23 protein-coding genes are annotated in these 19,480 nt (G+C 56.3%); 11 read left to right on the top strand and 12 right to left on the bottom strand.

All coding sequences use genetic code 11. The annotated features are described in order from the left end of the window. Positions 1–9 precede the first annotated feature (9 nt). The 4 genes from tyrS to anmK form a co-directional block, all read right to left on the bottom strand. Positions 10–1,284, bottom strand: a complete 1,275-nt coding sequence (gene tyrS, locus IB144_RS11810; protein WP_002907740.1) for a tyrosine--tRNA ligase — start codon at positions 1,282–1,284, stop codon at positions 10–12. 124 nt (positions 1,285–1,408) lie between these two features. Then, positions 1,409–2,065, bottom strand: a complete 657-nt coding sequence (gene pdxH / locus IB144_RS11805; RefSeq protein ID WP_002907742.1) for a pyridoxamine 5'-phosphate oxidase — start codon at positions 2,063–2,065, stop codon at positions 1,409–1,411. Positions 2,066–2,122: 57 nt separating this feature from the next. After that, positions 2,123–2,446, bottom strand: a complete 324-nt coding sequence (gene mliC, locus IB144_RS11800) for a C-type lysozyme inhibitor (RefSeq protein ID WP_002907744.1) — start codon at positions 2,444–2,446, stop codon at positions 2,123–2,125. A gap of 92 nt (positions 2,447–2,538) precedes the next feature. Beyond that, positions 2,539–3,663, bottom strand: a complete 1,125-nt coding sequence (gene anmK / locus IB144_RS11795) for an anhydro-N-acetylmuramic acid kinase (protein ID WP_004143831.1) — start codon at positions 3,661–3,663, stop codon at positions 2,539–2,541. Positions 3,664–3,930: 267 nt separating this feature from the next. Here anmK and slyB point away from each other — a divergent pair, with 267 nt between their 5' ends. After that, positions 3,931–4,398: an outer membrane lipoprotein SlyB gene (gene slyB / locus IB144_RS11790; RefSeq protein WP_002907749.1), complete on the top strand. Its 468-nt coding sequence runs from the start codon at positions 3,931–3,933 to the stop codon at positions 4,396–4,398. Positions 4,399–4,620: 222 nt separating this feature from the next. Further along, entirely contained in the window at positions 4,621–5,982 is a 1,362-nt protein-coding gene (locus IB144_RS11785; RefSeq protein WP_040165310.1) for a GGDEF domain-containing protein, read from the top strand. A gap of 33 nt (positions 5,983–6,015) precedes the next feature. Here the strand turns inward: IB144_RS11785 and slyA are convergent, their stop codons facing one another. Then, positions 6,016–6,456 (bottom strand): transcriptional regulator SlyA, encoded by a 441-nt coding sequence (slyA, locus tag IB144_RS11780; RefSeq protein WP_004143833.1) that lies wholly within the window; start codon positions 6,454–6,456, stop codon positions 6,016–6,018. Between the two features lie 172 nt (positions 6,457–6,628). Here slyA and IB144_RS11775 point away from each other — a divergent pair, with 172 nt between their 5' ends. From IB144_RS11775 to IB144_RS11765, 3 genes are read left to right on the top strand one after another with little or no spacing between them, the layout of a single operon-like run. Further along, complete coding sequence (locus tag IB144_RS11775) at positions 6,629–6,865, top strand: DUF1656 domain-containing protein (RefSeq protein ID WP_004143834.1); 237 nt, start codon at positions 6,629–6,631, stop codon at positions 6,863–6,865. A gap of 10 nt (positions 6,866–6,875) precedes the next feature. Next, positions 6,876–7,772, top strand: coding sequence for an HlyD family secretion protein (locus IB144_RS11770; RefSeq protein WP_004143835.1), 897 nt, complete (start codon positions 6,876–6,878; stop codon positions 7,770–7,772). Further along, complete coding sequence (locus tag IB144_RS11765; protein ID WP_002907754.1) at positions 7,772–9,796, top strand: FUSC family protein; 2,025 nt, start codon at positions 7,772–7,774, stop codon at positions 9,794–9,796. The genes IB144_RS11770 and IB144_RS11765 overlap by 1 nt, the downstream gene beginning before the upstream one ends. Here the strand turns inward: IB144_RS11765 and sodC are convergent. The 3 genes from sodC to IB144_RS11750 form a co-directional block, all read right to left on the bottom strand. Next, a complete protein-coding gene (gene sodC / locus IB144_RS11760) occupies positions 9,789–10,310 on the bottom strand; it encodes a superoxide dismutase [Cu-Zn] SodC (protein ID WP_002907759.1) in 522 nt (173 codons plus the stop codon). The genes IB144_RS11765 and sodC overlap by 8 nt on opposite strands. 69 nt (positions 10,311–10,379) lie before the next feature. Next, complete coding sequence (locus tag IB144_RS11755) at positions 10,380–11,276, bottom strand: aldo/keto reductase family oxidoreductase (RefSeq protein ID WP_002907760.1); 897 nt, start codon at positions 11,274–11,276, stop codon at positions 10,380–10,382. 48 nt (positions 11,277–11,324) lie between these two features. Next, positions 11,325–11,567, bottom strand: coding sequence for a DUF1289 domain-containing protein (locus tag IB144_RS11750; protein ID WP_004189722.1), 243 nt, complete (start codon positions 11,565–11,567; stop codon positions 11,325–11,327). Between the two features lie 139 nt (positions 11,568–11,706). Between IB144_RS11750 and IB144_RS11745 the strand changes: the two genes are divergently transcribed. From IB144_RS11745 to rnt, 4 genes are all read left to right on the top strand, one after another. Beyond that, positions 11,707–12,306 carry a TetR/AcrR family transcriptional regulator gene (locus IB144_RS11745; RefSeq protein ID WP_002907762.1) on the top strand — a complete coding sequence of 200 codons (600 nt, stop codon included), beginning with the start codon at positions 11,707–11,709 and terminating at the stop codon, positions 12,304–12,306. A gap of 53 nt (positions 12,307–12,359) precedes the next feature. After that, positions 12,360–13,457, top strand: a complete 1,098-nt coding sequence (locus IB144_RS11740) for an alkene reductase (RefSeq protein WP_002907763.1) — start codon at positions 12,360–12,362, stop codon at positions 13,455–13,457. Positions 13,458–13,535: 78 nt separating this feature from the next. Next, on the top strand, positions 13,536–13,943 hold the full coding sequence (gene gloA / locus IB144_RS11735) for a lactoylglutathione lyase (RefSeq protein WP_102016921.1): 408 nt from the start codon (positions 13,536–13,538) through the stop codon (positions 13,941–13,943). A gap of 137 nt (positions 13,944–14,080) precedes the next feature. Further along, entirely contained in the window at positions 14,081–14,728 is a 648-nt protein-coding gene (rnt, locus tag IB144_RS11730) for a ribonuclease T (RefSeq protein ID WP_002907766.1), read from the top strand. Between the two features lie 47 nt (positions 14,729–14,775). Here rnt and IB144_RS11725 read toward each other — a convergent pair whose 3' ends face one another. Next, positions 14,776–15,123 (bottom strand): Grx4 family monothiol glutaredoxin, encoded by a 348-nt coding sequence (locus IB144_RS11725; RefSeq protein ID WP_002907768.1) that lies wholly within the window; start codon positions 15,121–15,123, stop codon positions 14,776–14,778. Positions 15,124–15,463: 340 nt separating this feature from the next. On the opposite strand from IB144_RS11725, the gene IB144_RS11720 reads away from it, so the two are divergent. Then, complete coding sequence (locus IB144_RS11720) at positions 15,464–16,336, top strand: C40 family peptidase (protein WP_004151204.1); 873 nt, start codon at positions 15,464–15,466, stop codon at positions 16,334–16,336. Here IB144_RS11720 and IB144_RS11715 read toward each other — a convergent pair. After that, positions 16,291–16,776 (bottom strand): AraC family transcriptional regulator, encoded by a 486-nt coding sequence (locus tag IB144_RS11715; RefSeq protein ID WP_004200127.1) that lies wholly within the window; start codon positions 16,774–16,776, stop codon positions 16,291–16,293. The two genes, IB144_RS11720 and IB144_RS11715, sit on opposite strands and share 46 nt — an antisense overlap. A gap of 469 nt (positions 16,777–17,245) precedes the next feature. Here IB144_RS11715 and sodB point away from each other — a divergent pair, with 469 nt between their 5' ends. Further along, positions 17,246–17,827, top strand: coding sequence for a superoxide dismutase [Fe] (sodB, locus tag IB144_RS11710; protein ID WP_002907771.1), 582 nt, complete (start codon positions 17,246–17,248; stop codon positions 17,825–17,827). 61 nt (positions 17,828–17,888) lie between these two features. Here the strand turns inward: sodB and IB144_RS11705 are convergent, their stop codons facing one another. Next, positions 17,889–19,055 carry an MFS transporter gene (locus IB144_RS11705; RefSeq protein ID WP_002907773.1) on the bottom strand — a complete coding sequence of 389 codons (1,167 nt, stop codon included), beginning with the start codon at positions 19,053–19,055 and terminating at the stop codon, positions 17,889–17,891. Positions 19,056–19,222: 167 nt separating this feature from the next. After that, positions 19,223–19,315 (bottom strand): YnhF family membrane protein, encoded by a 93-nt coding sequence (locus IB144_RS11700; protein ID WP_002907776.1) that lies wholly within the window; start codon positions 19,313–19,315, stop codon positions 19,223–19,225. Positions 19,316–19,480: the final 165 nt, after the last annotated feature.

Below are 19,480 nucleotides of genomic sequence, written 5' to 3'. Positions count from 1 at the left end.
AGTATTTTTTTATTTCCAGCAGACCAGGCAGTAATTTTTCTTACCGCGACGCAGCAAGGTGTAGCGGCCAAACAGGCGATCGCTGTCACTGAATACATATTCCGGGTCGGCCTGTTTTTCGCCGTTGATGGTCACCGCGTTAGAGGCAACGGTTTTACGCGCCTGACCGCGGGACGGCTGCAGCTCGGAATCAACCAGCGCCTGCAGCAGATCGGCGCCTTTTTCCATTTCGATCATCGGCACGCCATCCTGGGCCAGCTGTTCGAAGTCTGCTTCGCTCAGGTCGCTCAGGTTACCGTTGAACAGGCTTTCGGTAATGCGCTTCGCCGCTTCCAGGCCTTCTTCGCCGTGGACAAGGCGCGTCACCTGCTCTGCCAGCACGTACTGGGCGCGCGGCGCTTTACCGCTGTTTTTGTCTTCTTCTTCGAGGGCATTGATCTCCGCAATGTCCATAAAGGTGAAGAATTTGAGGAAGCGATAGACATCAGCATCCGCGGTGTTGATCCAGAACTGGTAGAATTTGTACGGACTGGTTTTCTTCGGATCCAGCCACACGGCGCCGCCTTCGGTTTTACCGAATTTGGTGCCGTCCGCTTTGGTGATCAGCGGTACGGTCAGGCCAAACACCTGGTTCTGATGCAGACGACGGGTCAGATCGATGCCGGAGGTGATGTTGCCCCACTGGTCAGAGCCGCCAATCTGCAGCGCCACGCCGTGCAGCTTGTTCAGGCAGGCAAAGTCGTAACCCTGCAGCAGATTGTAAGAGAACTCGGTAAAGGAGATACCCTGATCGTCACGATTCAGACGCTGCTTCACCGCTTCTTTGTTGATCATCTGGTTAACAGAGAAGTGTTTACCGATATCGCGCAGGAAGGTCAGCACGTTCATGCTGCCAAACCAGTCATAGTTATTCGCCGCGATCGCCGAGTTGTCGCCGCAGTCAAAATCAAGGAACGGAGCCACCTGTTTGCGGATTTTATCCACCCACTCCTGCACGGTATCCTCGGTGTTTAGTTTACGCTCAGCGGCTTTGAAGCTTGGGTCGCCAATCAGACCGGTTGCGCCGCCCACCAGCGCCACAGGTTTATGACCTGCCTGCTGGAAGCGTTTCAGGCATAACAATGGAACAAGATGCCCCAAATGCAAGCTGTCAGCGGTAGGATCGAAGCCGCAATAGAGCGCGATCGGGCCTTGCGCCAGTCGCTCTGCTAACGCTTCCTCGTCCGTCACCTGGGCTACCAGCCCCCGCTCTTGCAATTGTTTAATCAAGTTACTGCTTGCCATCAAATTCTCCATGTATAAACGACTGCACCTCTGCCGGTACACGACTTTTCGCCAGATGCGAAAAGTACATAGAATAAAGCGCCGGCCCTTTCAGCGCCAGCGCTTCGATAACTAATTTCGGCGTTTACGGCGCCAGACGGTCTATTTTCCAGGCGCCGCTATCGCGCTGGTATAAAAAGCGATCGTGCAGACGGTGTTCTCCCCCCTGCCAGAACTCCATCTGCTCAATGCTGACGCGGAATCCGCCCCAGAAGCTCGGCAACGGCACTTCACCCTGCTGGAACTTCTGCTTCAGCTCGAGGAATTTGCTTTCGAGGATGCCGCGGGCTGAGATCCGGCTCGACTGCTTCGAGACCCAGGCGCCAATCTGGCTGTCGCGCGGACGGCTGTGGAAATATTTGACCACTTCCAGCGTCGACAGACGCTCCGCTTTGCCGATTACCATCACCTGGCGCTCCAGCATATGCCACGGGAAAAGCAGGCTGACCTGCGGGTTGTTTTCAATTTGATGCGCTTTGCGGCTGCCGAGGTTGGTATAAAACACCAACCCTTTTTCGTCGTAGTGCTTCAGCAGCACAATGCGCTGGTAGGGCTGGCCGCGCTCATCGACGGTGGCGACCACCATGGCCGTCGGGTCGGCAAGTTTCGCATCGCAGGCCTGACGCAGCCAGCGTTCAAACAGCGGCAGGGGTTCAGCAGGAAGATCGTGGCGACGCAAACCGCCACGGGTGTATTCACGGCGCAAATGCGCAATTTGCTGGAGTTCGTCGTTATCAGACATGGCCATTGAGGATGTAGTCATAAGGTGGCGTTATTGTGCGCCCCCCGGACAGAAATCTCAACGTTTGGCCGTCTGCAGCTGACAGTTATCAAGGACGATGCGGTCGCGCTTATAGACGGTGGCGGTATCGCCTTTTGACCAGAACACATAGACGCCGTCGGTGTAGCGCGCCCCGGAAGCCGACAGCCCCTCAGACAGGTTCAGTTGCTGATTATCATAGATAAAACTGACCTGCTGGCGTGCGTTATTGCGATGGACCGTCAATGGTTTCTGGTCGCATTGATACTCCAGCGTGTCCGTCTGCATCCGCTCGACAAACTGGTTGTAGTAGCTACAGCCCGCCAGCATAAAAGGTACAACTGCGATAAGAATTTTTTTCATTCGTTTGCCTTCGACTTTCCCGGTCACGGCGGGCACTCCGCCCTCCGCTTAACTTGTCCAGTTTACCGGTCGCGTCGTATTTAAGATTTCAGTTAACTCCGATTCTGCGGCGGGTTAGCCGGAAAAATGGCGCCCAGCACCGAGGCTTCGCTGGCGCCGGTCACGGAGGGCAGATTGCCCGGCAGACCAGCCAGCGTTCGCCAGGCCAGCCAGGCAAAGGCCAGCGCTTCCATATCATCGCCGCTGATCCCCGCCTCATCGGTGGTGGAGACCTCGGTTCCCGGCAGCAGCGCCGCCAGGCGCGCCATTAACAAGGGGTTACGCGCGCCGCCGCCGCACACTAACAAACGCTCGCAGCCGCCGCTTAACAATACCTGCTCACTGATGGTGACGGCGGTCAATTCCGCAAGCGTAGCCTGAACATCCTCCCCGCGTAGCCCCGGATAGCGGGCCATATGCTGCTCCAGCCAGCCGTAATTGAAATATTCCCGACCGGTGCTTTTCGGCGCCGGCAAGGCAAACCACGGATCGCTCAGCATGTCCTGCAGCAGCGGCAGCAGCACTTTACCTTCGCTAGCCCATTGGGCGTCCTTGTCGTACGGTTTGCCCTTCTGGCGCCAGATCCAGGCGTCCAGCAACATATTTCCCGGCCCGGTATCATAGCCGCGCACCGGCTGACCTGGCGCCAGCAGCGACACATTAGCGATCCCGCCGATATTGAGCACCATACGTCGCTCAACGGGGTGGGCCAGCAGCGCATGATGAAAAGCCGGCACCAGCGGCGCCCCCTGCCCGCCTAGCGCCATATCCCGGCGACGAAAATCCCCCACTACGGTTATCCCGGTGTGGGCGGCGATCTGGTTGTTATCACCAATTTGCAGGGTATGCGGAGCCTCTCCCTGCGGTTCATGCCATACGGTCTGTCCATGGCAGCCGATGGCGATGACGTCGGTGGGTTTGAGACTTTCCTGGCGCATCAGCGCCAGTACGGCATCGGCAAACAGCCGTCCCAGACGGGTGTCCAGACGACCTAGCTGCGAAAGGGTCAGCGACTGCCCCTGGCAAATCGCCAGAATCTCTTCTTTTATCGCGTGTGGAATGGGCCAGGTGAGACTAGCCTGCTGCGCCACCATGTTTTCAGTAATGGTGGCCAAAACGACATCGATACCATCCAGGCTGGTACCAGACATAACGCCAATAAAGCGACCCGATCTCATACGTTTTCCTTCATTCCATGACCCTTGTATGCCCTTCACTCCATCATAAAGTGTCGGCTAATGCTATGTTGTACTAATACTTTTTAACAATAGAGCGACAAATCAGAGAACATCGTAAAGAACCGGCGTTTAGTTGAGGTTGAAGCACCAGTGTTTATTATTTTTTGTATAGTCCAGGGAGAACCTATGCCCGCCGACGACTAAATGCCATATAATTAACCGTATGGACGTTCAATTGAACACCTTCGGTGAACAGGAGATTCATAAATGATTTTACGTGTTTTGGCTGTATCGATGATTGGTTTTACGCTCGCAGGCTGCGTGAGCAGCAGCGGCCTGTCCGGCGACGTTTATTCCGCATCTGAAGCCAAACAGGTGCAGAGCGTGACTTACGGTACCATCGTGCATACGCGCGCCGTACAGATCCAGAGCGGCGACGATAGCAATGCCATCGGGGCCATTGGCGGTGCGGTACTGGGCGGGTTCCTTGGAAACACCATCGGCGGTGGTACCGGACGCTCTCTGGCTACGGCGGCAGGTGCGGTCGCGGGCGGCGTAGCCGGTCAGGGCGTTCAGGGCGCGATGAATAAAACGCAGGGCGTTGAACTGGAAATCCGTAAGGACGATGGCAATACCATTATGGTAGTGCAGAAACAGGGCAGCACTCCGTTCTCCGTTGGTCAGCGCGTGGCCATTGCCGGCAGCGGCAGCCAGGTCACCGTCTCTCCGCGATAATTTCCCTTACGATGCGGCCGGTTGCGCCGCATCGTATTTTTCAGCCACGTTTATTTCGCCGTAATAAATTCGTAGTAACCATCAGACATCTTTATTTTAATATTCCATGAATCATTGCGCCTGCGCAATATCTTATCTGCCCGCCCCTATTACCCTCAAGAACGTAAATTAGCCCTGGTGACTCATCGTCGCTGCCGTTGCCTTTTATGTGGAATATTGCCTATGCCCGAACATGTGCATCATGTCGTTAAACGTCTAATCCTTTATATTTGCATTTGTTTACTGGCCGGGGTTGGCATTTCCGGGATGACTGCGTTTTTTCATACCAGCTTCAGTAGTACTTCCTCAATATTATTTCCGCTGCTGACCAGTTTCCTGATGGTTTTTCATATTACCATTGCCTGTTTTATGGGCATGAAATACTGGAGCAGCAAGCGACGTCTCTACCTTACTCCAGTCTCTTTCGGGTTTGCCTGCTCAGCGCTGCTGATGCTTGGCACGCTCAGCAGCTATCCGGACTGGCTTACCTGCAATCCGGCCCCGGTCGTTAATCAAAATGACGCCGTTATCTATTATTTCTTCCGCAATATAATGATGGCTGTGCTATTCATGTCATCTATTATTTTGTACTATTTTCGCCAGCGCATCATGCATTCGTGGAAAGCACACGTTCTTACATTTACAGCATGTATTCTATTTACGTTGACCATTATTGTTTTATCATGGCTATACTCCAGCCATTCGCCGTGGCTGAGCGTCAATTTTATCGACGACCTGAGCCATACCTTTACCCCGTTGTGGCAAAGTATTATCGGCTGGCTGCTGATGGCAGTTTGGTTCATCACGCTGATTTTATTAATTAGCTTGAGTAAACTGCGTAATATTTTTTGGTTCAGCGGCGCTTTTTTTTGCAGCGCTTATTTGTTCACGCTTTTCCAGCTACTCTCCACTGCAGGGGAGCTGGATCAGACCTGGTACCAGGCGCGTTTTTTCGAAACGCTATGCACCTTGTTCCTGATTCTGGTGCTACTGGTTGACGTCTTTATCCTCTATCGCGAGTCTAACCACAAATATGTCCATTCGTATCAGAATTCGATCCGCGACCCGTTGACCCGCCTCTACAACCGCAGCTTTTTCTACGACACCCTTAACCAACAGCTGGCGAAGGTGAATGCCCAGCATCCGCTGTCGGTGCTCATCAGCGACCTCGACCATTTCAAACGCATCAACGATAGCTACGGCCATGTCGCCGGCGACAAAGTGATCCAGTTCGCCGCCTCGGTGCTGGAAAGCCATTCGCGGGTAGATGACGCCGCCGCACGCATCGGCGGTGAGGAATTTGCTCTGCTGCTGGTCAACACCGGTGAAAAAGAAGCGCAAGCGATCGCCGAGCGTATCCGCCTGGCGGTCAGTGCCGGGGAGAGCCATTTACCGGAGCGAATGACCATCAGCATGGGGGTGTATACCACCTACGACAATAGCGTGACAGCGGAAGCGTGCGTTCAGCGCGCGGACGAAGCCATGTATGAAGCAAAGAATAACGGACGTAACCAGGTGATCGTCTGGCATCGGCAGGGAGGGTGAAAAAAGGCCCGGATTAGCCCGGGCCGCAAAGAATTAATCTTTAGCCTGGAGATCGAGGATATTTTGTTCAAGTTTACGGATTAAGTGGAGCAAGGTTTCCACTTCCTGCTTCGAGACCCCTGAGAGGATTTCATCACGGGTCTTACCTATCACCTCTTCCATCTCGTTGATCAGCGGTTCGGCTTTTTCCGTCAGCTTGATGCGTTTGGCCCGCCGATCGCTTGCGCAGGTCTGGCGAGAAATGAGCCCTTTCTCCTCCAGCTGATCGAGCGTGCGCACCAGCGACGGCTGTTCAATACCGATAGCTTTCGCCAGCTGGATCTGCGACTGCTCAGGCGGCAGCTGGTGGATGTTATGCAGCGTGACCCAGTGGGTCTGCGTTAACTCCAGAGGTTTCAGGCGATGGTCGATTAGCGCGCGCCAAACGCGAACTAAACGTGCCAGATCAGAACCAAGTGGCGATTCCAATTTCATCTCCTTATAATTAGCTTGCTAAGTTATTATACTGATTTTAGAATAGTGTGCAGCATTTGAATTATCAAAACAAATGAATTACTTGATTCAACAAAAACCAAAACAATGATTTACACTGTTAAAGAGTAGCACGTCCTGAGGTTACCCCTGTAATGGCAAAGGATTTTTGCTTGTGAAACTGAGTCTTAACACATCCGGATTGCCGCTGCAGGACCTGGTGTTCGGCGCATCCGTCTATTTCCCTCCGCTGTTCAAAGCCGTCTTGTTGGGTTTCTTTATCTGGTTGTTTTTACATCGCCAGCTGCGTGACTGGATGTATGCGGGCGACATCTGGCACCCGCTACTAATGGATCTCTCCCTGTTCGCGCTCTCGGTCTGTCTGGCCCTGGTATTGCTCATTGCCTGGTGATCTCCCTGTTATGAAAAGATTAAAATATCTGTCAACGCTGCTGGTCGCGGCCGTCGCCCTGATTGCCGCATGGTTGTTATGGAATTTCTACACTCAGTCACCCTGGACCCGCGACGGCAAAGTGCGCGCCGAGCAGGTTGGGATCACCCCTCAGGTCTCCGGCAGTATTCTGCAGTTGAACGTAACCGATAACCAACGGGTCAAAGCCGGGGAAGTATTGTTTACCATCGACGACACCCCCTATCGCATCGCGGTGCTGAACGCCCAGGCGCAGCTGGCGAAAGCCCAGGCGGAGGTGGCGAAAGCGCAGGCGGAGCAAAGCAAGGCCGCCAGCGAGGCTCGCCGTCGCCGAAGCCTGTCGCAAAATGCCATCTCGGCTGAAGATCTTGAGAACGTCAATACCGCCCTGAATACCGCCACCACCACCCTGGCTGCCGCCAGAGCGGGGGTCGGCGTAACCGAAGCGGCGCTGAAACATGCGCAGTGGCAGCTCAGCCAGACGGTTGTCAAAGCGCCGGTGGATGGCTGGGTGACCAACCTTTCCACCCGCGTCGGTGATTACGCTACCACCGGCCATCCGGTCTTTGCCCTGGTGGACAGCCATTCGTTTTACGTACTGGGCTACTTCGAAGAGACCAAACTGCGCCACATTCGCATCGGCGATCCGGCACAAATTATTCTCTATAGCAATCAGCAGACGCTAAAGGGCCATGTCGCCAGCATCGGCCGCGCGATTGTCGACCAGAGCGTGGAACAGGGAACCGGGCTGGTGGCCAACATCAAACCAAATATCCCCTGGGTTCGTCTCGCCCAACGCGTTCCGGTGCGAATTGCCTTTGATACGCTGCCGGCCGATGTCACCCTGGTCTCCGGTACCACCTGCACTGTCTCAATTGGCGGGCAGTAATGAACCTGCAGACCCTGTCGTGGCGCGCACTCCCCTGGGTTAAAGCCACCCGGCCGCAGTGGCGGTACGCATTGCGCAACGGCATCGCGATGTGTCTTGCGCTGAGTATCGCCTATGCGCTGGATCTTGATGAGCCCTACTGGGCGATGACGTCCGCGGCGGTGGTCAGCTTTCCCACCGTCGGCGGCGTGATCAGTAAAAGTTTTGGCCGCATCGCAGGCAGCCTGCTCGGCGCCTGCGCCGCCCTGCTGCTTGCCGGTCATACACTCAACGATCCCTGGCTGTTTCTGTTCAGTATCTCCGGCTGGCTGGCGCTCTGCACCTGGGCCTGCGCCCTGTTCACCAACAACGTCGCCTACGCCTTTCAGCTGGCGGGCTATACCTGCGCCATCATCGCCTTTCCGGTGATTAACATCAGCGACAGCTACGAGCTGTGGGTCATCGCCCAGTCGCGCGTCTGCGAAGTCATCGTCGGGATCCTCTGCGGCGGGCTAATGATGATGATCCTGCCAAGCACCTCCGACGGCAGCAACCTGCTGACGGCCCTGAAAACCATGCACGCCCGGCTGCTGGAGCACGCCAGCCTGCTGTGGGTGCCGGAGACGACGGATGCCATTCGCACCGCCCATGAGAGCGTGATTGGCCAGATCCTGACCATGAACCTGCTGCGTATCCAGGCCTTCTGGAGCCACTACCGTTTCCGTCGGCAGAATCCTCTGCTGAACTACCTCCTGCATCAGCAGCTCAGAATGACCAGCGTCATCTCCAGTCTGCGACGGATGCTGCTGAACTGGCCTGACGCGCCGGCGAACACTCGCCAGGTACTGGAGTCGCTGCTCGCCGAGCTCGCCACCCCTCATGCCGACAGTTATCACGTTGCGCGGATCCTGGCGCCGCTGGCGCCGCGGCAGGATGCCGATTACCGGCACATCGCTTTCTGGGCGCGATTGCGCTATTTCTGTCGCATTTACCTGGAGAGCAGCCGCTGGATCCGCCGCGTTGAAAATGCCTCGGCGATCGCCGAGTTCAATGTGCCCGCCGCCCCGCCGTTAGCCCGCCATACCGATCAGGCGGAGGCGTTGCTCAACGGTGTCCGTACCTTTTGCGCGCTGGTGGCGATTGGCGCATGGGGGATCAGTACCCAGTGGACCAGCTGCGCGGCGGCCCTGACCCTGGCCTCCATCTGCTGCGTGCTCTACTCCGTATCCGCCTCGCCGTTTCGCTCGCTGACATTGCTGATGCAGACTCTGGTCCTGCTGTCGCTATTCAGTTTCGTGGTGAAGTTCGGCCTGATGGTGCAGGTAACCGACCTGTGGCAGTTTCTGCTGTTCCTGTTCCCGCTCCTGACCACCATGCAGTTACTCAAACTGCAGTGGCCCAAATACGCCGGCCTGTGGGGACAGCTTATCGTCTTTATGGGCTCGTTTATCGCCGTCACCAACCCGCCGGTGTACGATTATGCGGCCTTTTTCAATGATAATTTGAGCAAGATTGTCGGGGTAGGCTTTGCCTGGCTGGCCTTTGCGGTACTGAGTCCGGGCTCTGACGCCCGCAAAGGGCGACGCCATATCAGAGCGTTACGGCGTCACTTTGTCGATCAGCTCAGCCGTCATCCTCAGCACAGTGAGCATGAATTTGAATCGCTGGTCTATCACCACGTCAGTCAGCTCAGCCAGAGTAAGGATGCCCTGGCGCGCCGCTGGCTGTTGCGTTGGGGCGTCGTGCTGCTCAATTGCTCGCACGTCGTCTGGCAGCTTCGCGAATGGGAAACCCGCTCCGATCCTCTCGCCCAGGTGCGCGACCTGTGCATCAACCTGTTACGCGATGTGATGAGCGAGCGCGGCGTGCAGCAGCGCCCGCTGGCCTCCACCCTGCAGGAGCTGCAGCGGATCTGCGACGCCCTGAACCACCATCATCAGCCGGCGGCGCGGGAACTGGCCGCCGCGATTTGGCGACTGTACTGCGCCTTGTCGCAGCTGGAACAGGCCCCGGTGGCCGGCACAATTGGCGAAGGAACTACTTAATCACCCCGCAGGCAAACCGTTCGCCGCCGCCACCCAGCGGCTGCGGACTGTCGGCCATGTTATCCCCGCCTACGTGGACCATCAGCGCTTTCCCTTTCACCTCCGCCAGCGTTTTCAGGCGCGGAGCAATAATCGGCTGGTCGGCTACGCCCGCATCGTTGACCACCAGCAGGGGCAGGTCGCCAAGATGCCCGGCCCCCAACGGCCCTTCGTGTTTGCCGGTATGCTGCGGATCGTAATGTCCGCCCGCCGCCCCGGCGGCCACGGCTTTACCTTCTTTCATCGCCGGCTGGCAGCTGCCTTCGGCATGAATATGAAACCCGTGCTTGCCCGGCGGTAGCGCCCGCAGAGTGGGGGCGAACTCGAGTCCGCGGTCGGTTTCGGTGATTTTGACGCTGCCGATGGTCTGACCGACGCCCTGGTTGGTCACGAGATTAAGTTGCACATCTTCACTAACGGCCTGTGCGCCAGCGCAAAATGCGAGGGATAAGATCGCGAGAATACATCGTTGCATAACACCTCCGGATGGCTGTCTCCCTGTTAAGTGTAAACCAGGAACGCCTTTCCGGAGGGGAAATGCCCGTTACGGTACGTCGTACCCGAGCGCGGCTTTACGGATGCGGAACCACTGCTGACGGGTCATGCTGAGTTTTTCAGCCACAATCGCCGAGCGCACGCGCTCGATTTTGCCCGAGCCAATAATCGGCAGCGGCTGCGACGGCAGACGCAGCACCCAGGCATAAACTACCTGTTCGATGCTGTCGGCGTTAAGCTCGTGCGCCACCTGCGCCAGCTCATCGCGCAGCGCCTGGAAGCCCTCTTCGTTAAACAGGCGACCACCGCCAAGACAAGACCACGCCATCGGACGAATACGCAGTTGCTGCAGCTGATCGAGAGTACCGTCGAGCAGCAGCGGCTGATGCACCGGTGAAATTTCGACCTGGTTGGTGGCCAGGGTAAACGGCAGACGTGACTGCAGCAAGGTGAACTGGGCGGGGGTAAAGTTCGAGACGCCAAAATGGCGCACTTTACCGCTATGATGCAGCGCGAGAAAAGCTTCGGCTACCTCGTCGGCGTCCATCAGTGGGTCCGGCCGGTGGATCAGCAGCAAGTCGAGATGGTCCGTCGCCAGATTACGCAGCGATTGCTCGGCGCTGAGCACGATGTGATCGCGGTCGGTAATGTAGTGGCCAATGGTGTTCTCAGCGCGCGCCCGGGTGGCGATACCGCATTTGCTGACGATTTCCATCCGGCTACGCAGATGCGGCGCTCGCTTCAGCGCTTCGCCAAAGGCAGCCTCACACTGATAATCGCCATAGATATCGGCGTGATCGACGGTGGTTACGCCTAAATCGAGATGCTGCTCAATAAAGCTGACCAGCTCGCCAGGCGACATTTTCCAGTCCATCAGACGCCAGTAGCCCATCACAAAACGTGAAAATTCCGGCCCCTGGGGAGCCATAGCAATACGCTGAACCATAACCGCTTCCTCAATAAAAAAGTGCTCTGAGTATACGTAATTTTTGGCTTAAAACAGTGAGGGTTGCTGCGGTTCTTCCGCCGGCTCCGGCCTGTTCGCGCGTATTTTGCGCAGCAGCCGCTGGCGGCAAAGACGCAAAACCTCCTGTTTCTGCGCATCGCTCATCGTTTGCCAGTTAAAACGTTCCTCACGGCTGCGGAAACAGCCGCGACAGTAGCCGCGCTCATCGGTCTGACATATTCCCCGGCACGGGCTCTGCACCGGGAAAAATTCTAACTGCTCTGCCACCACACGCCTCCTGTCCCCTCGTCTCCTTTCATTGAAGACGTTTCCCCGCGCCGACGCAAATTTTGTTCACTACGTGCTGCGCCAGCTAACATTTTTCCGCCGACGCTTGCATTAGACCAATCGGTCTACTACAGTGTGCAGCATGAACAGACACAGCGATTGCGATACCCGAGAACATATCCTGGCCACCGGCGAGCAGCTTTGCATGCATCGCGGTTTTACCGGAATGGGCTTAAGCGAACTTCTGAAGACGGCGGAGGTGCCCAAGGGCTCTTTCTATCACTACTTTCGCTCTAAGGAAGCCTTCGGCGTCGCGCTGCTTGAACATCACTACACCGGATATCTGCAGCGCCTGGTCGACCACTTCGATCATGGCGACGGTAACTATCGCGATCGCTTGCTGGCCTACTATCAGCACACGCTGAATCAGTTCTGCCAGCAGGGGATTATTAGCGGGTGTCTTACTGTCAAGCTATCCGCGGAGGTTTGCGATCTGTCGGAAGATATGCGCGCCGCCATGGATCGCGGAGCCAGCCAGATTATCGCCCTGCTGGGCGACGCGCTGGAGAAAGGACGTCAGGAAGGCAGTATCGCATTTGACGGCGAGGCCATGACCCTGTCGCAGGTGCTGTATTCCCTGTGGCTCGGGGCCAACCTGCAGGCCAAAATTACGCGTAGCGCAACGCCGCTGGAAAGCGCCCTTGCCCACGCCAAACAGATTATTGCAGCGCCTGCGGTATAACAGGCGTTTTTATTTCATCAGTTACTAGACGACCGGTCTACTCAGGAGTCACTATGTCGGAAGCAAAATTATTCAGCCCACTGAAAGTCGGTGCGGTCACCGTCCCTAATCGCGTATTTATGGCGCCGTTGACGCGTCTGCGCAGCATTGAGCCGGGCGATATCCCTACTCCGCTGATGGGCGAATACTACCGCCAGCGCGCCAGTTCCGGGCTGATCATCACCGAAGCGACGCAGATCTCCGCGCAGGCCAAAGGCTACGCCGGCGCGCCTGGGCTGCACAGCCCGGAGCAGATTGCCGCCTGGCAGAAAATCACCGCCGGCGTTCATGCCGAAAACGGTCATATCGCCGTCCAGCTGTGGCACACCGGGCGTATTTCCCATAGCAGCCTGCAGCCTGGCGGCGCCGCCCCGGTAGCGCCTTCCGCGCTGAGCGCGGGCACCCGTACCTCACTGCGTGACGAAAACGGCCACGCCATTCGCGTCGACACCTCAATGCCCCGCGCCCTGGAAACCGCAGAGATCCCAGGGATCGTCAACGATTTCCGTCAGGCGGTCGGCAATGCCCGTGACGCCGGCTTCGATCTGGTTGAGCTGCACTCAGCCCACGGCTATCTGCTGCACCAATTCCTCTCGCCATCGGCGAACCAGCGTACCGATCAGTACGGCGGCAGCGTGGAGAACCGTGCCCGTCTGGTGCTGGAAGTGGTTGACGCCGTGAGTCAAGAGTGGAGCGCCGAGCGCATTGGCATCCGCGTGTCGCCGATTGGCAGCTTCCAGAATGTGGATAATGGCCCGAACGAAGAAGAAGACGCGCTGTATCTGATTAGCGAGCTGGCGAAACGCGGTATCGCCTATCTGCACATGTCCGAGCCGGACTGGGCGGGCGGCAAACCTTACAGTGAAGCTTTCCGTCAGAAAGTCCGCGACCGCTTCCCGGGGGTGATCATTGGCGCTGGCGCTTACACAGTAGAAAAAGCCAACGATCTTATCAATAAAGGGCTGATTGATGCCGTGGCCTTTGGCCGCGATTACATCGCCAACCCGGATCTGGTGGCTCGCCTGCAGAAAAAAGCGCCGCTTAACCCGCAACGCCCGGAATCCTTCTACGGCGGCGGCGCGGAAGGCTACACCGATTACCCGACTCTGTAATCCCTCCATTGATAGCGGCGACGTATCGCCGCTATACTCAACGTTCTGATCTATCAAATAAACTGCATAGGGGACATTATGCGCTTACTCCACACCATGCTGCGCGTTGGCGACCTGCAACGTTCTATCGACTTCTATACCAACGTGTTGGGCATGAAGCTGCTGCGCACCAGCGAAAACCCGGAGTACAAGTACTCCCTCGCCTTTGTCGGCTACGGCGAAGAGAGCGAAACCGCGGTAATCGAACTGACCTACAACTGGGGCGTGGGCAGCTATGAGCTGGGCACCGCCTACGGCCATATCGCGCTGAGCGTCGATAACGCCGCCGAAGCCTGCGAACGGATCCGTCAGAACGGGGGCAACGTCACCCGTGAAGCCGGGCCGGTAAAAGGCGGCACCACCGTCATCGCCTTCGTGGAAGATCCGGACGGTTACAAAATCGAGCTCATTGAAGAGAAAGATGCCGGCAAAGGTCTGGGCAACTAACGCTTCCCCACGCTGGCATATTTAATGCCATGGCTCGCCCGGGCGCTACGGCGCCCGTTGTTTTCACCCCTGCCTGCTGCAAGCCGCGGCAAAATTTGCCATAATGCGCGCTACTTTTTTCCAGCTAAGAGAATCTGATGTCCGAGAACGCTCAACTGAATGGTCTGTGCGACCGTTTCCGCGGTTTTTATCCGGTGGTGATCGATGTTGAAACCGCAGGATTTAACGCCAAAACCGACGCCCTGCTGGAGATCGCCGCCATTACGTTGAAGATGGATGAGCACGGCTGGCTGATGCCCGATGAAACGCTGCATTTCCATGTTGAACCTTTCGAGGGCGCCAATCTGCAGCCCGAAGCGCTGGCTTTTAACGGGATTAACCCGCATGACCCGCAGCGCGGGGCCGTCAGCGAATACGATGCCCTGCATGCCATCTTCAAAATGGTGCGCAAAGGGATGAAAGAGAGCGACTGCAGCCGGGCAATCATGGTGGCGCACAATGCCACCTTTGACCACAGCTTCACCATGACCGCCGCCGAACGCGCGGGACTTAAACGCAACCCTTTCCATCCGTTTGTTACCTTCGACACCGCCGCGCTAAGCGGGCTGGCGCTGGGCCAGACGGTGCTGTCGAAAGCCTGTATTGCCGCGGGTATGCCGTTCGACGGCGCGCAGGCTCACTCCGCCCTGTATGATACCGAGCAGACGGCGCAGCTGTTTTGCGAGATCGTGAACCGCTGGAAGCGTCTGGGCGGCTGGCCGCTGCCCGTAGCCACCCCGGAGTGATAAAAAAAGCGACTTCCAGGAAGTCGCTTTTTTACTGATGGCGGGAATTACTCCGCTTTTGGCTCGTCGGTATGGTACTTTGCCGCCGTCTCTTTGATCAGCTGCTGCAGTTCACCGCGCTGGTACATTTCGATGACGATATCGCAGCCGCCCACCAGTTCACCGTCTACCCACAGCTGCGGGAAAGTCGGCCAGTTGGCGTATTTAGGCAGCTCGGCGCGGATATCCGGGTTCTGCAGGATATCAACGTAAGCAAAACGTTCGCCACAGGCGGACAGCGCCTGAACGGCCTGGGCAGAGAAACCGCAGCTTGGCAGCTTCGGCGACCCTTTCATGTACAACAGGATCGGGTTTTCAGCGATTTGGCGTTGGATCTTTTCTAAAGTCGAGCTCATTGTCGTGCTTCCTTAAACTTCTTTCTACGGCAGTAACTTGTCATTGTAGCGTCCTGTAGGCAGGACGGATAATAACATTTTTTTCACTATTCATATTTTATCTTCTGTTGCGCGAAGTTGCCTTAAAAATATCATTTTGCGGTCACAGGCGGGCGCTCATTGCGCATTTTCTGTGCGAGGCGGTCAATGTCTGACGCGTTTTCTTGCAATCGTTAACCAATCGACATTTTTGATACAAAAGAATATTAACTTTCCGGCTTTTTATGCTTTAGAATCATTCCGGTTTGTCATTCATCGTCAGGCATTTGTACATGTCTGTAATTAATCAGGGGATTGCTCAGTGGCGCGGCTAAACAAAATCGCGATATCGCTCTGTGCATTACTGTTCACGTCTATCTCATTCACGCCACTGGCTCAGGCATCAGGGCATACGCACGCCTCCGCTTCGCCAAAAGCGTTGCCCGCGAAAAGTGGCTCAGAGCGCAAGAAAAAAGCAACCAGTCAAAAAACTAAAACCACCGCTAAAACCACCAGTAAAAAGTCCTCGCGCACCCGGCTCCCTACCCGCACTACCGCAGCAAGCCAAACCGCACTTCATCGTCAGGCCGCCGGCGCGACGAAAAAATGCGTGCTGCGTAAAGGTTATAAAAAGCAGTGCGCGAAAACGGTCGCCGCCAGCGCCGAGCCGACCCTGGCGCTAAACAGCGTCAAAAGCAAGTGCGTGGTGCGCAAGGGCTATAAAAAACGCTGTAAGCCCGAGGCCAGCGAAGCGAATTTAACGATCGCCGACGCCCACAAGGTCCGGGTGCAAAAAGCGCAAAGTACCGCGATGAACAAACTGATGGGCCAGTTGGGTAAACCCTATCGCTGGGGCGGCACCTCGCCGCGCACCGGGTTTGACTGCAGCGGGCTGGTCTATTACGCCTATAAGGACCTGGTCAAGATCCACATCCCGCGTACGGCCAACGAAATGTACCACCTGCGCGATGCGCGTCCGGTGGATCGTGATGAACTGCAGAGCGGCGATTTAGTCTTCTTCCGCACCCGCGGACGGGGCGCTGCCGACCATGTCGGCGTCTACGTCGGCAACGGAAAATTCATTCAGTCGCCGCGCACAGGTCGTGATATTCAAATCACCTCCCTGAGCGAGGATTACTGGGTTCGCCATTATGTCGGCGCTCGTCGCGTCATGACGCCGAAAACCATTCGCTGATCCCGGTCTGCCGCTGCGGCGGCAGACCGCCTCTCCTGCTCCATCTCCATCCCCACCCGCAAGGGATATTGCAGATTGCTCTCTTTGCCCGGCGTATCACGACGATAGCGGGTCGGCGACATGCCAAAGTGACGGTGAAAGGTCCGGCAGAAAGCGGCTTGTCCCTCGTATCCCAGGCACTGAGAAATACTCTGTATCGACGCCTGCGTCTGCGTTAAATAGATTGTCGCAATCGTCATCTTTCGTCGGCTGACGTAGCTCGCCAGCGTGCAGCCCGTTACCATGGCGAATTGTCGCTGGAAGTACCAGTGTGAGTAGCCGGACTTTTTCGCAATCGCGCTCACCGACAGGGTGTCGAAAATATGTGCTTCGATCCAGTCAACAATCCCCTGCACCACCGGGATCATTTTCGCGCTCACCACCTCATCTGTTTTTGCCATCGTCGTCATCCTGGGGAAATTACTGCTGGCGGCTATATTTGTCATACAAATTAAAAAATAGACAATGAATTATTGGCATAGCGACGATTGCCTGAGCGCATATTTTTATTAATCGTTTGATATTAAAGTTTTATTTTTTGTTCAGCGCATTGCGTGACAGCGGCGAAGCAGAGTAGTTAATTGCCATGCGAGTTCGCAAATCCGCAGAGGGCATCTCCTTATACAGGGTTGCAACAATTTTGGCGGCTTATTGCCCACTCCTGCAGAAAACGGTTAAGCCTTCACCACATGCACCGGAGATAATAGCCTTTATCGTTGTAAGGCTTTTCACTGCTTGCGGCAAATGTTAACATTCTCAATACAATAACACGCCCGGGACGCGACAGCGTCGGGCGGTCAGAACACGATTCAGGTGAAAACCTCATCCTGTCAATGTGAGATAAAACAAAAAGTTATAAGGAGAGTAGCAATGTCGTTTGAATTACCTGCATTACCATATGCAAAAGACGCCCTGGCGCCGCACATTTCCGCAGAAACCCTGGAATATCACTACGGTAAACACCACCAGGCGTATGTCACTAACCTCAACAACCTGATCAAAGGCACTGCGTTCGAAGGCAAATCCCTCGAAGAGATCGTCCGCACGTCTGAAGGTGGCGTATTCAACAACGCAGCGCAGGTTTGGAATCACACCTTCTACTGGAACTGCCTGGCGCCTAACGCCGGCGGCGAACCGGAAGGCGAACTGGCGGCCGCAATCGCCAAATCTTTCGGCAGCTTCGCGGATTTTAAAGCCAAATTTACCGATGCCGCGGCGAAAAACTTCGGCGCTGGCTGGACCTGGCTGGTCAAAAATGCCGACGGCAGCCTGGCTATCGTCTCCACCAGCAACGCCGGCACCCCGCTGACCACCGACGCGAAGCCGCTGCTGACCGTTGACGTTTGGGAACACGCCTACTACATCGACTATCGCAACGCCCGTCCAAGCTACCTGGACCACTTCTGGGCGCTGGTTAACTGGAAGTTTGTTGCGGCTAACCTGGCGGCATAAACGACAAACCGCAGCGGGGTCTCCCCGGCTGCGGTTTTTTTTGCCCTTGCCCAGCCGATGATTACTGGCTGGCGAAAGCCTCTTCCGGCTGCGCTCGCCCGCTAAACCAGACCAGCAGCAGCGCCAGACCAGCGATAATCGCGCCCATCACCGGCACAAACGCATATCCCAGTCCGCCAGAGATCACCGCCCCACCGGCGGCGGCGCCCAGCGCGTTGCCGAGGTTGAACGCGCCGATATTCACCGAAGAAGAGAGCCCCGGCGCCTCATGCGCTACACGCATAACCCGCATCTGCAGCGGCGGAACCACCGCAAAGGTTGCTGCGCCCCAGACAATCATGCTGATGGCCGCCCCGGCCTGGGATTGCGCCAGCAGCGGGATCGCCAGCATGATCGCCATCAGCAGCAGCAGAAAGCCCTTCAGCGTGCCGGAGACCGACCGGTCAGCAAATTTGCCGCCCAGATAGTTGCCTAGCGAAAAACCGACGCCAATCAGCACCAGCATCGCGGTTATAAACAGCGATGAAGCGTGGGTCAGCGTATTGAGCACTGGCGAAATGTAGGTATACAGCGTAAACATCGCCCCGGCGCCCAGCACGGTGGTCAGTAACGCGGAGAGCACCTGCGGGCGCAGCAGGACAGAAAGCTCTTTTTTGACATCAGGACGTTCCCCCGCGCTGCCCTTCGGCAGGGAGAACCACAGGCTAACCATCGCCAGCAGGCCTAATCCCGCAGTAGCAAGGAAGGACATCCGCCAACCGATGGTTTCGCCAAGCCAGGTGGCCGCCGGCACGCCGCCAATGTTGGCGATGGTCAGGCCCATAAACATAGTGGCTACCGCGCTGGCCTGCTTATGCTTTGGCACGACGCTGGCCGCCACCACCGATCCCAGGCCGAAAAAAGCGCCGTGGTTGAGGCTGGTAATAATCCGCGACAGCAGCAGCGTGGTGTAATCCGGCGCGATGGATGACAACAGGTTGCCGACGGTGAAGATCCCCATCAGAAAAATCAGCGCATTGCGCCGTGCGCGATGCGACAATAGCAGCGTCATCAGCGGTGCGCCGACCATGACGCCGATGGCATACGCACTGATCAGCATTCCCGCTACCGGTATCGAGACGTCCACACCTTTCGCAATCACCGGCAGCAATCCCATCGGGGAGAACTCGGTGGTACCGATGCCAAAGGCGCCGATCGCCAGCGCAAGTAAAGGAAAGTTGATTTTCATTCAATGACTCCATCAGACCGTCAGAGAGGACGGCGTAACATCAGAAGTCAAAAGCATGACATCAATCACAAAAAAACAAAAGTGAACGAAATGACAAAAGATTTTTGCAGAATTGATAATAATAGCGGGATATGGGGAGGAAGCGGCGCTCCTCCCTCAGCGAAACATTAGTGCAGTATGGCGGTCAGGCTGAAAGCGACAATCACGCCGAGAGCAATAATCGTGGTGATCAGCGAAAACTTTAAATTGGTATCCATCATTTTTCCCTCTTGTTATCCCCACACCAAAAGTGAGCTTGCTCATTTTTGCACAAAAAATCGCAAAAATCTTCCGGGATTTAGGGCGATGCACATTTTTGCTCTTCCACTTTGCCCCAAGATCGGACAAAATCCCACGCTAATTTAAAAGCGTATCGGCCATTGACC

The organism is Klebsiella sp. K4 (assembly GCF_014596785.2).
Lineage (GTDB): Bacteria > Pseudomonadota > Gammaproteobacteria > Enterobacterales > Enterobacteriaceae > Klebsiella > Klebsiella pneumoniae.
The sequence above is the reverse complement of the archived record's forward strand: the minus strand, read 5'-3'. Positions and strand labels throughout refer to the sequence as shown.

Coding starts and splice junctions, on each gene's coding strand:
- tyrS (WP_002907740.1), bottom strand. CDS start 1,284: ATGGCAAGCAGTAACTTGATTAAACAATTGCAAGAGCGGGGGCTGGTA.
- pdxH (WP_002907742.1), bottom strand. CDS start 2,065: ATGTCTGATAACGACGAACTCCAGCAAATTGCGCATTTGCGCCGTGAA.
- mliC (WP_002907744.1), bottom strand. CDS start 2,446: ATGAAAAAAATTCTTATCGCAGTTGTACCTTTTATGCTGGCGGGCTGT.
- anmK (WP_004143831.1), bottom strand. CDS start 3,663: ATGAGATCGGGTCGCTTTATTGGCGTTATGTCTGGTACCAGCCTGGAT.
- slyB (WP_002907749.1), top strand. CDS start 3,931: ATGATTTTACGTGTTTTGGCTGTATCGATGATTGGTTTTACGCTCGCA.
- IB144_RS11785 (WP_040165310.1), top strand. CDS start 4,621: ATGCCCGAACATGTGCATCATGTCGTTAAACGTCTAATCCTTTATATT.
- slyA (WP_004143833.1), bottom strand. CDS start 6,456: ATGAAATTGGAATCGCCACTTGGTTCTGATCTGGCACGTTTAGTTCGC.
- IB144_RS11770 (WP_004143835.1), top strand. CDS start 6,876: ATGAAAAGATTAAAATATCTGTCAACGCTGCTGGTCGCGGCCGTCGCC.
- IB144_RS11765 (WP_002907754.1), top strand. CDS start 7,772: ATGAACCTGCAGACCCTGTCGTGGCGCGCACTCCCCTGGGTTAAAGCC.
- sodC (WP_002907759.1), bottom strand. CDS start 10,310: ATGCAACGATGTATTCTCGCGATCTTATCCCTCGCATTTTGCGCTGGC.
- IB144_RS11755 (WP_002907760.1), bottom strand. CDS start 11,276: ATGGTTCAGCGTATTGCTATGGCTCCCCAGGGGCCGGAATTTTCACGT.
- IB144_RS11745 (WP_002907762.1), top strand. CDS start 11,707: ATGAACAGACACAGCGATTGCGATACCCGAGAACATATCCTGGCCACC.
- IB144_RS11740 (WP_002907763.1), top strand. CDS start 12,360: ATGTCGGAAGCAAAATTATTCAGCCCACTGAAAGTCGGTGCGGTCACC.
- gloA (WP_102016921.1), top strand. CDS start 13,536: ATGCGCTTACTCCACACCATGCTGCGCGTTGGCGACCTGCAACGTTCT.
- rnt (WP_002907766.1), top strand. CDS start 14,081: ATGTCCGAGAACGCTCAACTGAATGGTCTGTGCGACCGTTTCCGCGGT.
- IB144_RS11725 (WP_002907768.1), bottom strand. CDS start 15,123: ATGAGCTCGACTTTAGAAAAGATCCAACGCCAAATCGCTGAAAACCCG.
- IB144_RS11715 (WP_004200127.1), bottom strand. CDS start 16,776: ATGGCAAAAACAGATGAGGTGGTGAGCGCGAAAATGATCCCGGTGGTG.
- sodB (WP_002907771.1), top strand. CDS start 17,246: ATGTCGTTTGAATTACCTGCATTACCATATGCAAAAGACGCCCTGGCG.
- IB144_RS11705 (WP_002907773.1), bottom strand. CDS start 19,055: ATGAAAATCAACTTTCCTTTACTTGCGCTGGCGATCGGCGCCTTTGGC.
- IB144_RS11700 (WP_002907776.1), bottom strand. CDS start 19,315: ATGATGGATACCAATTTAAAGTTTTCGCTGATCACCACGATTATTGCT.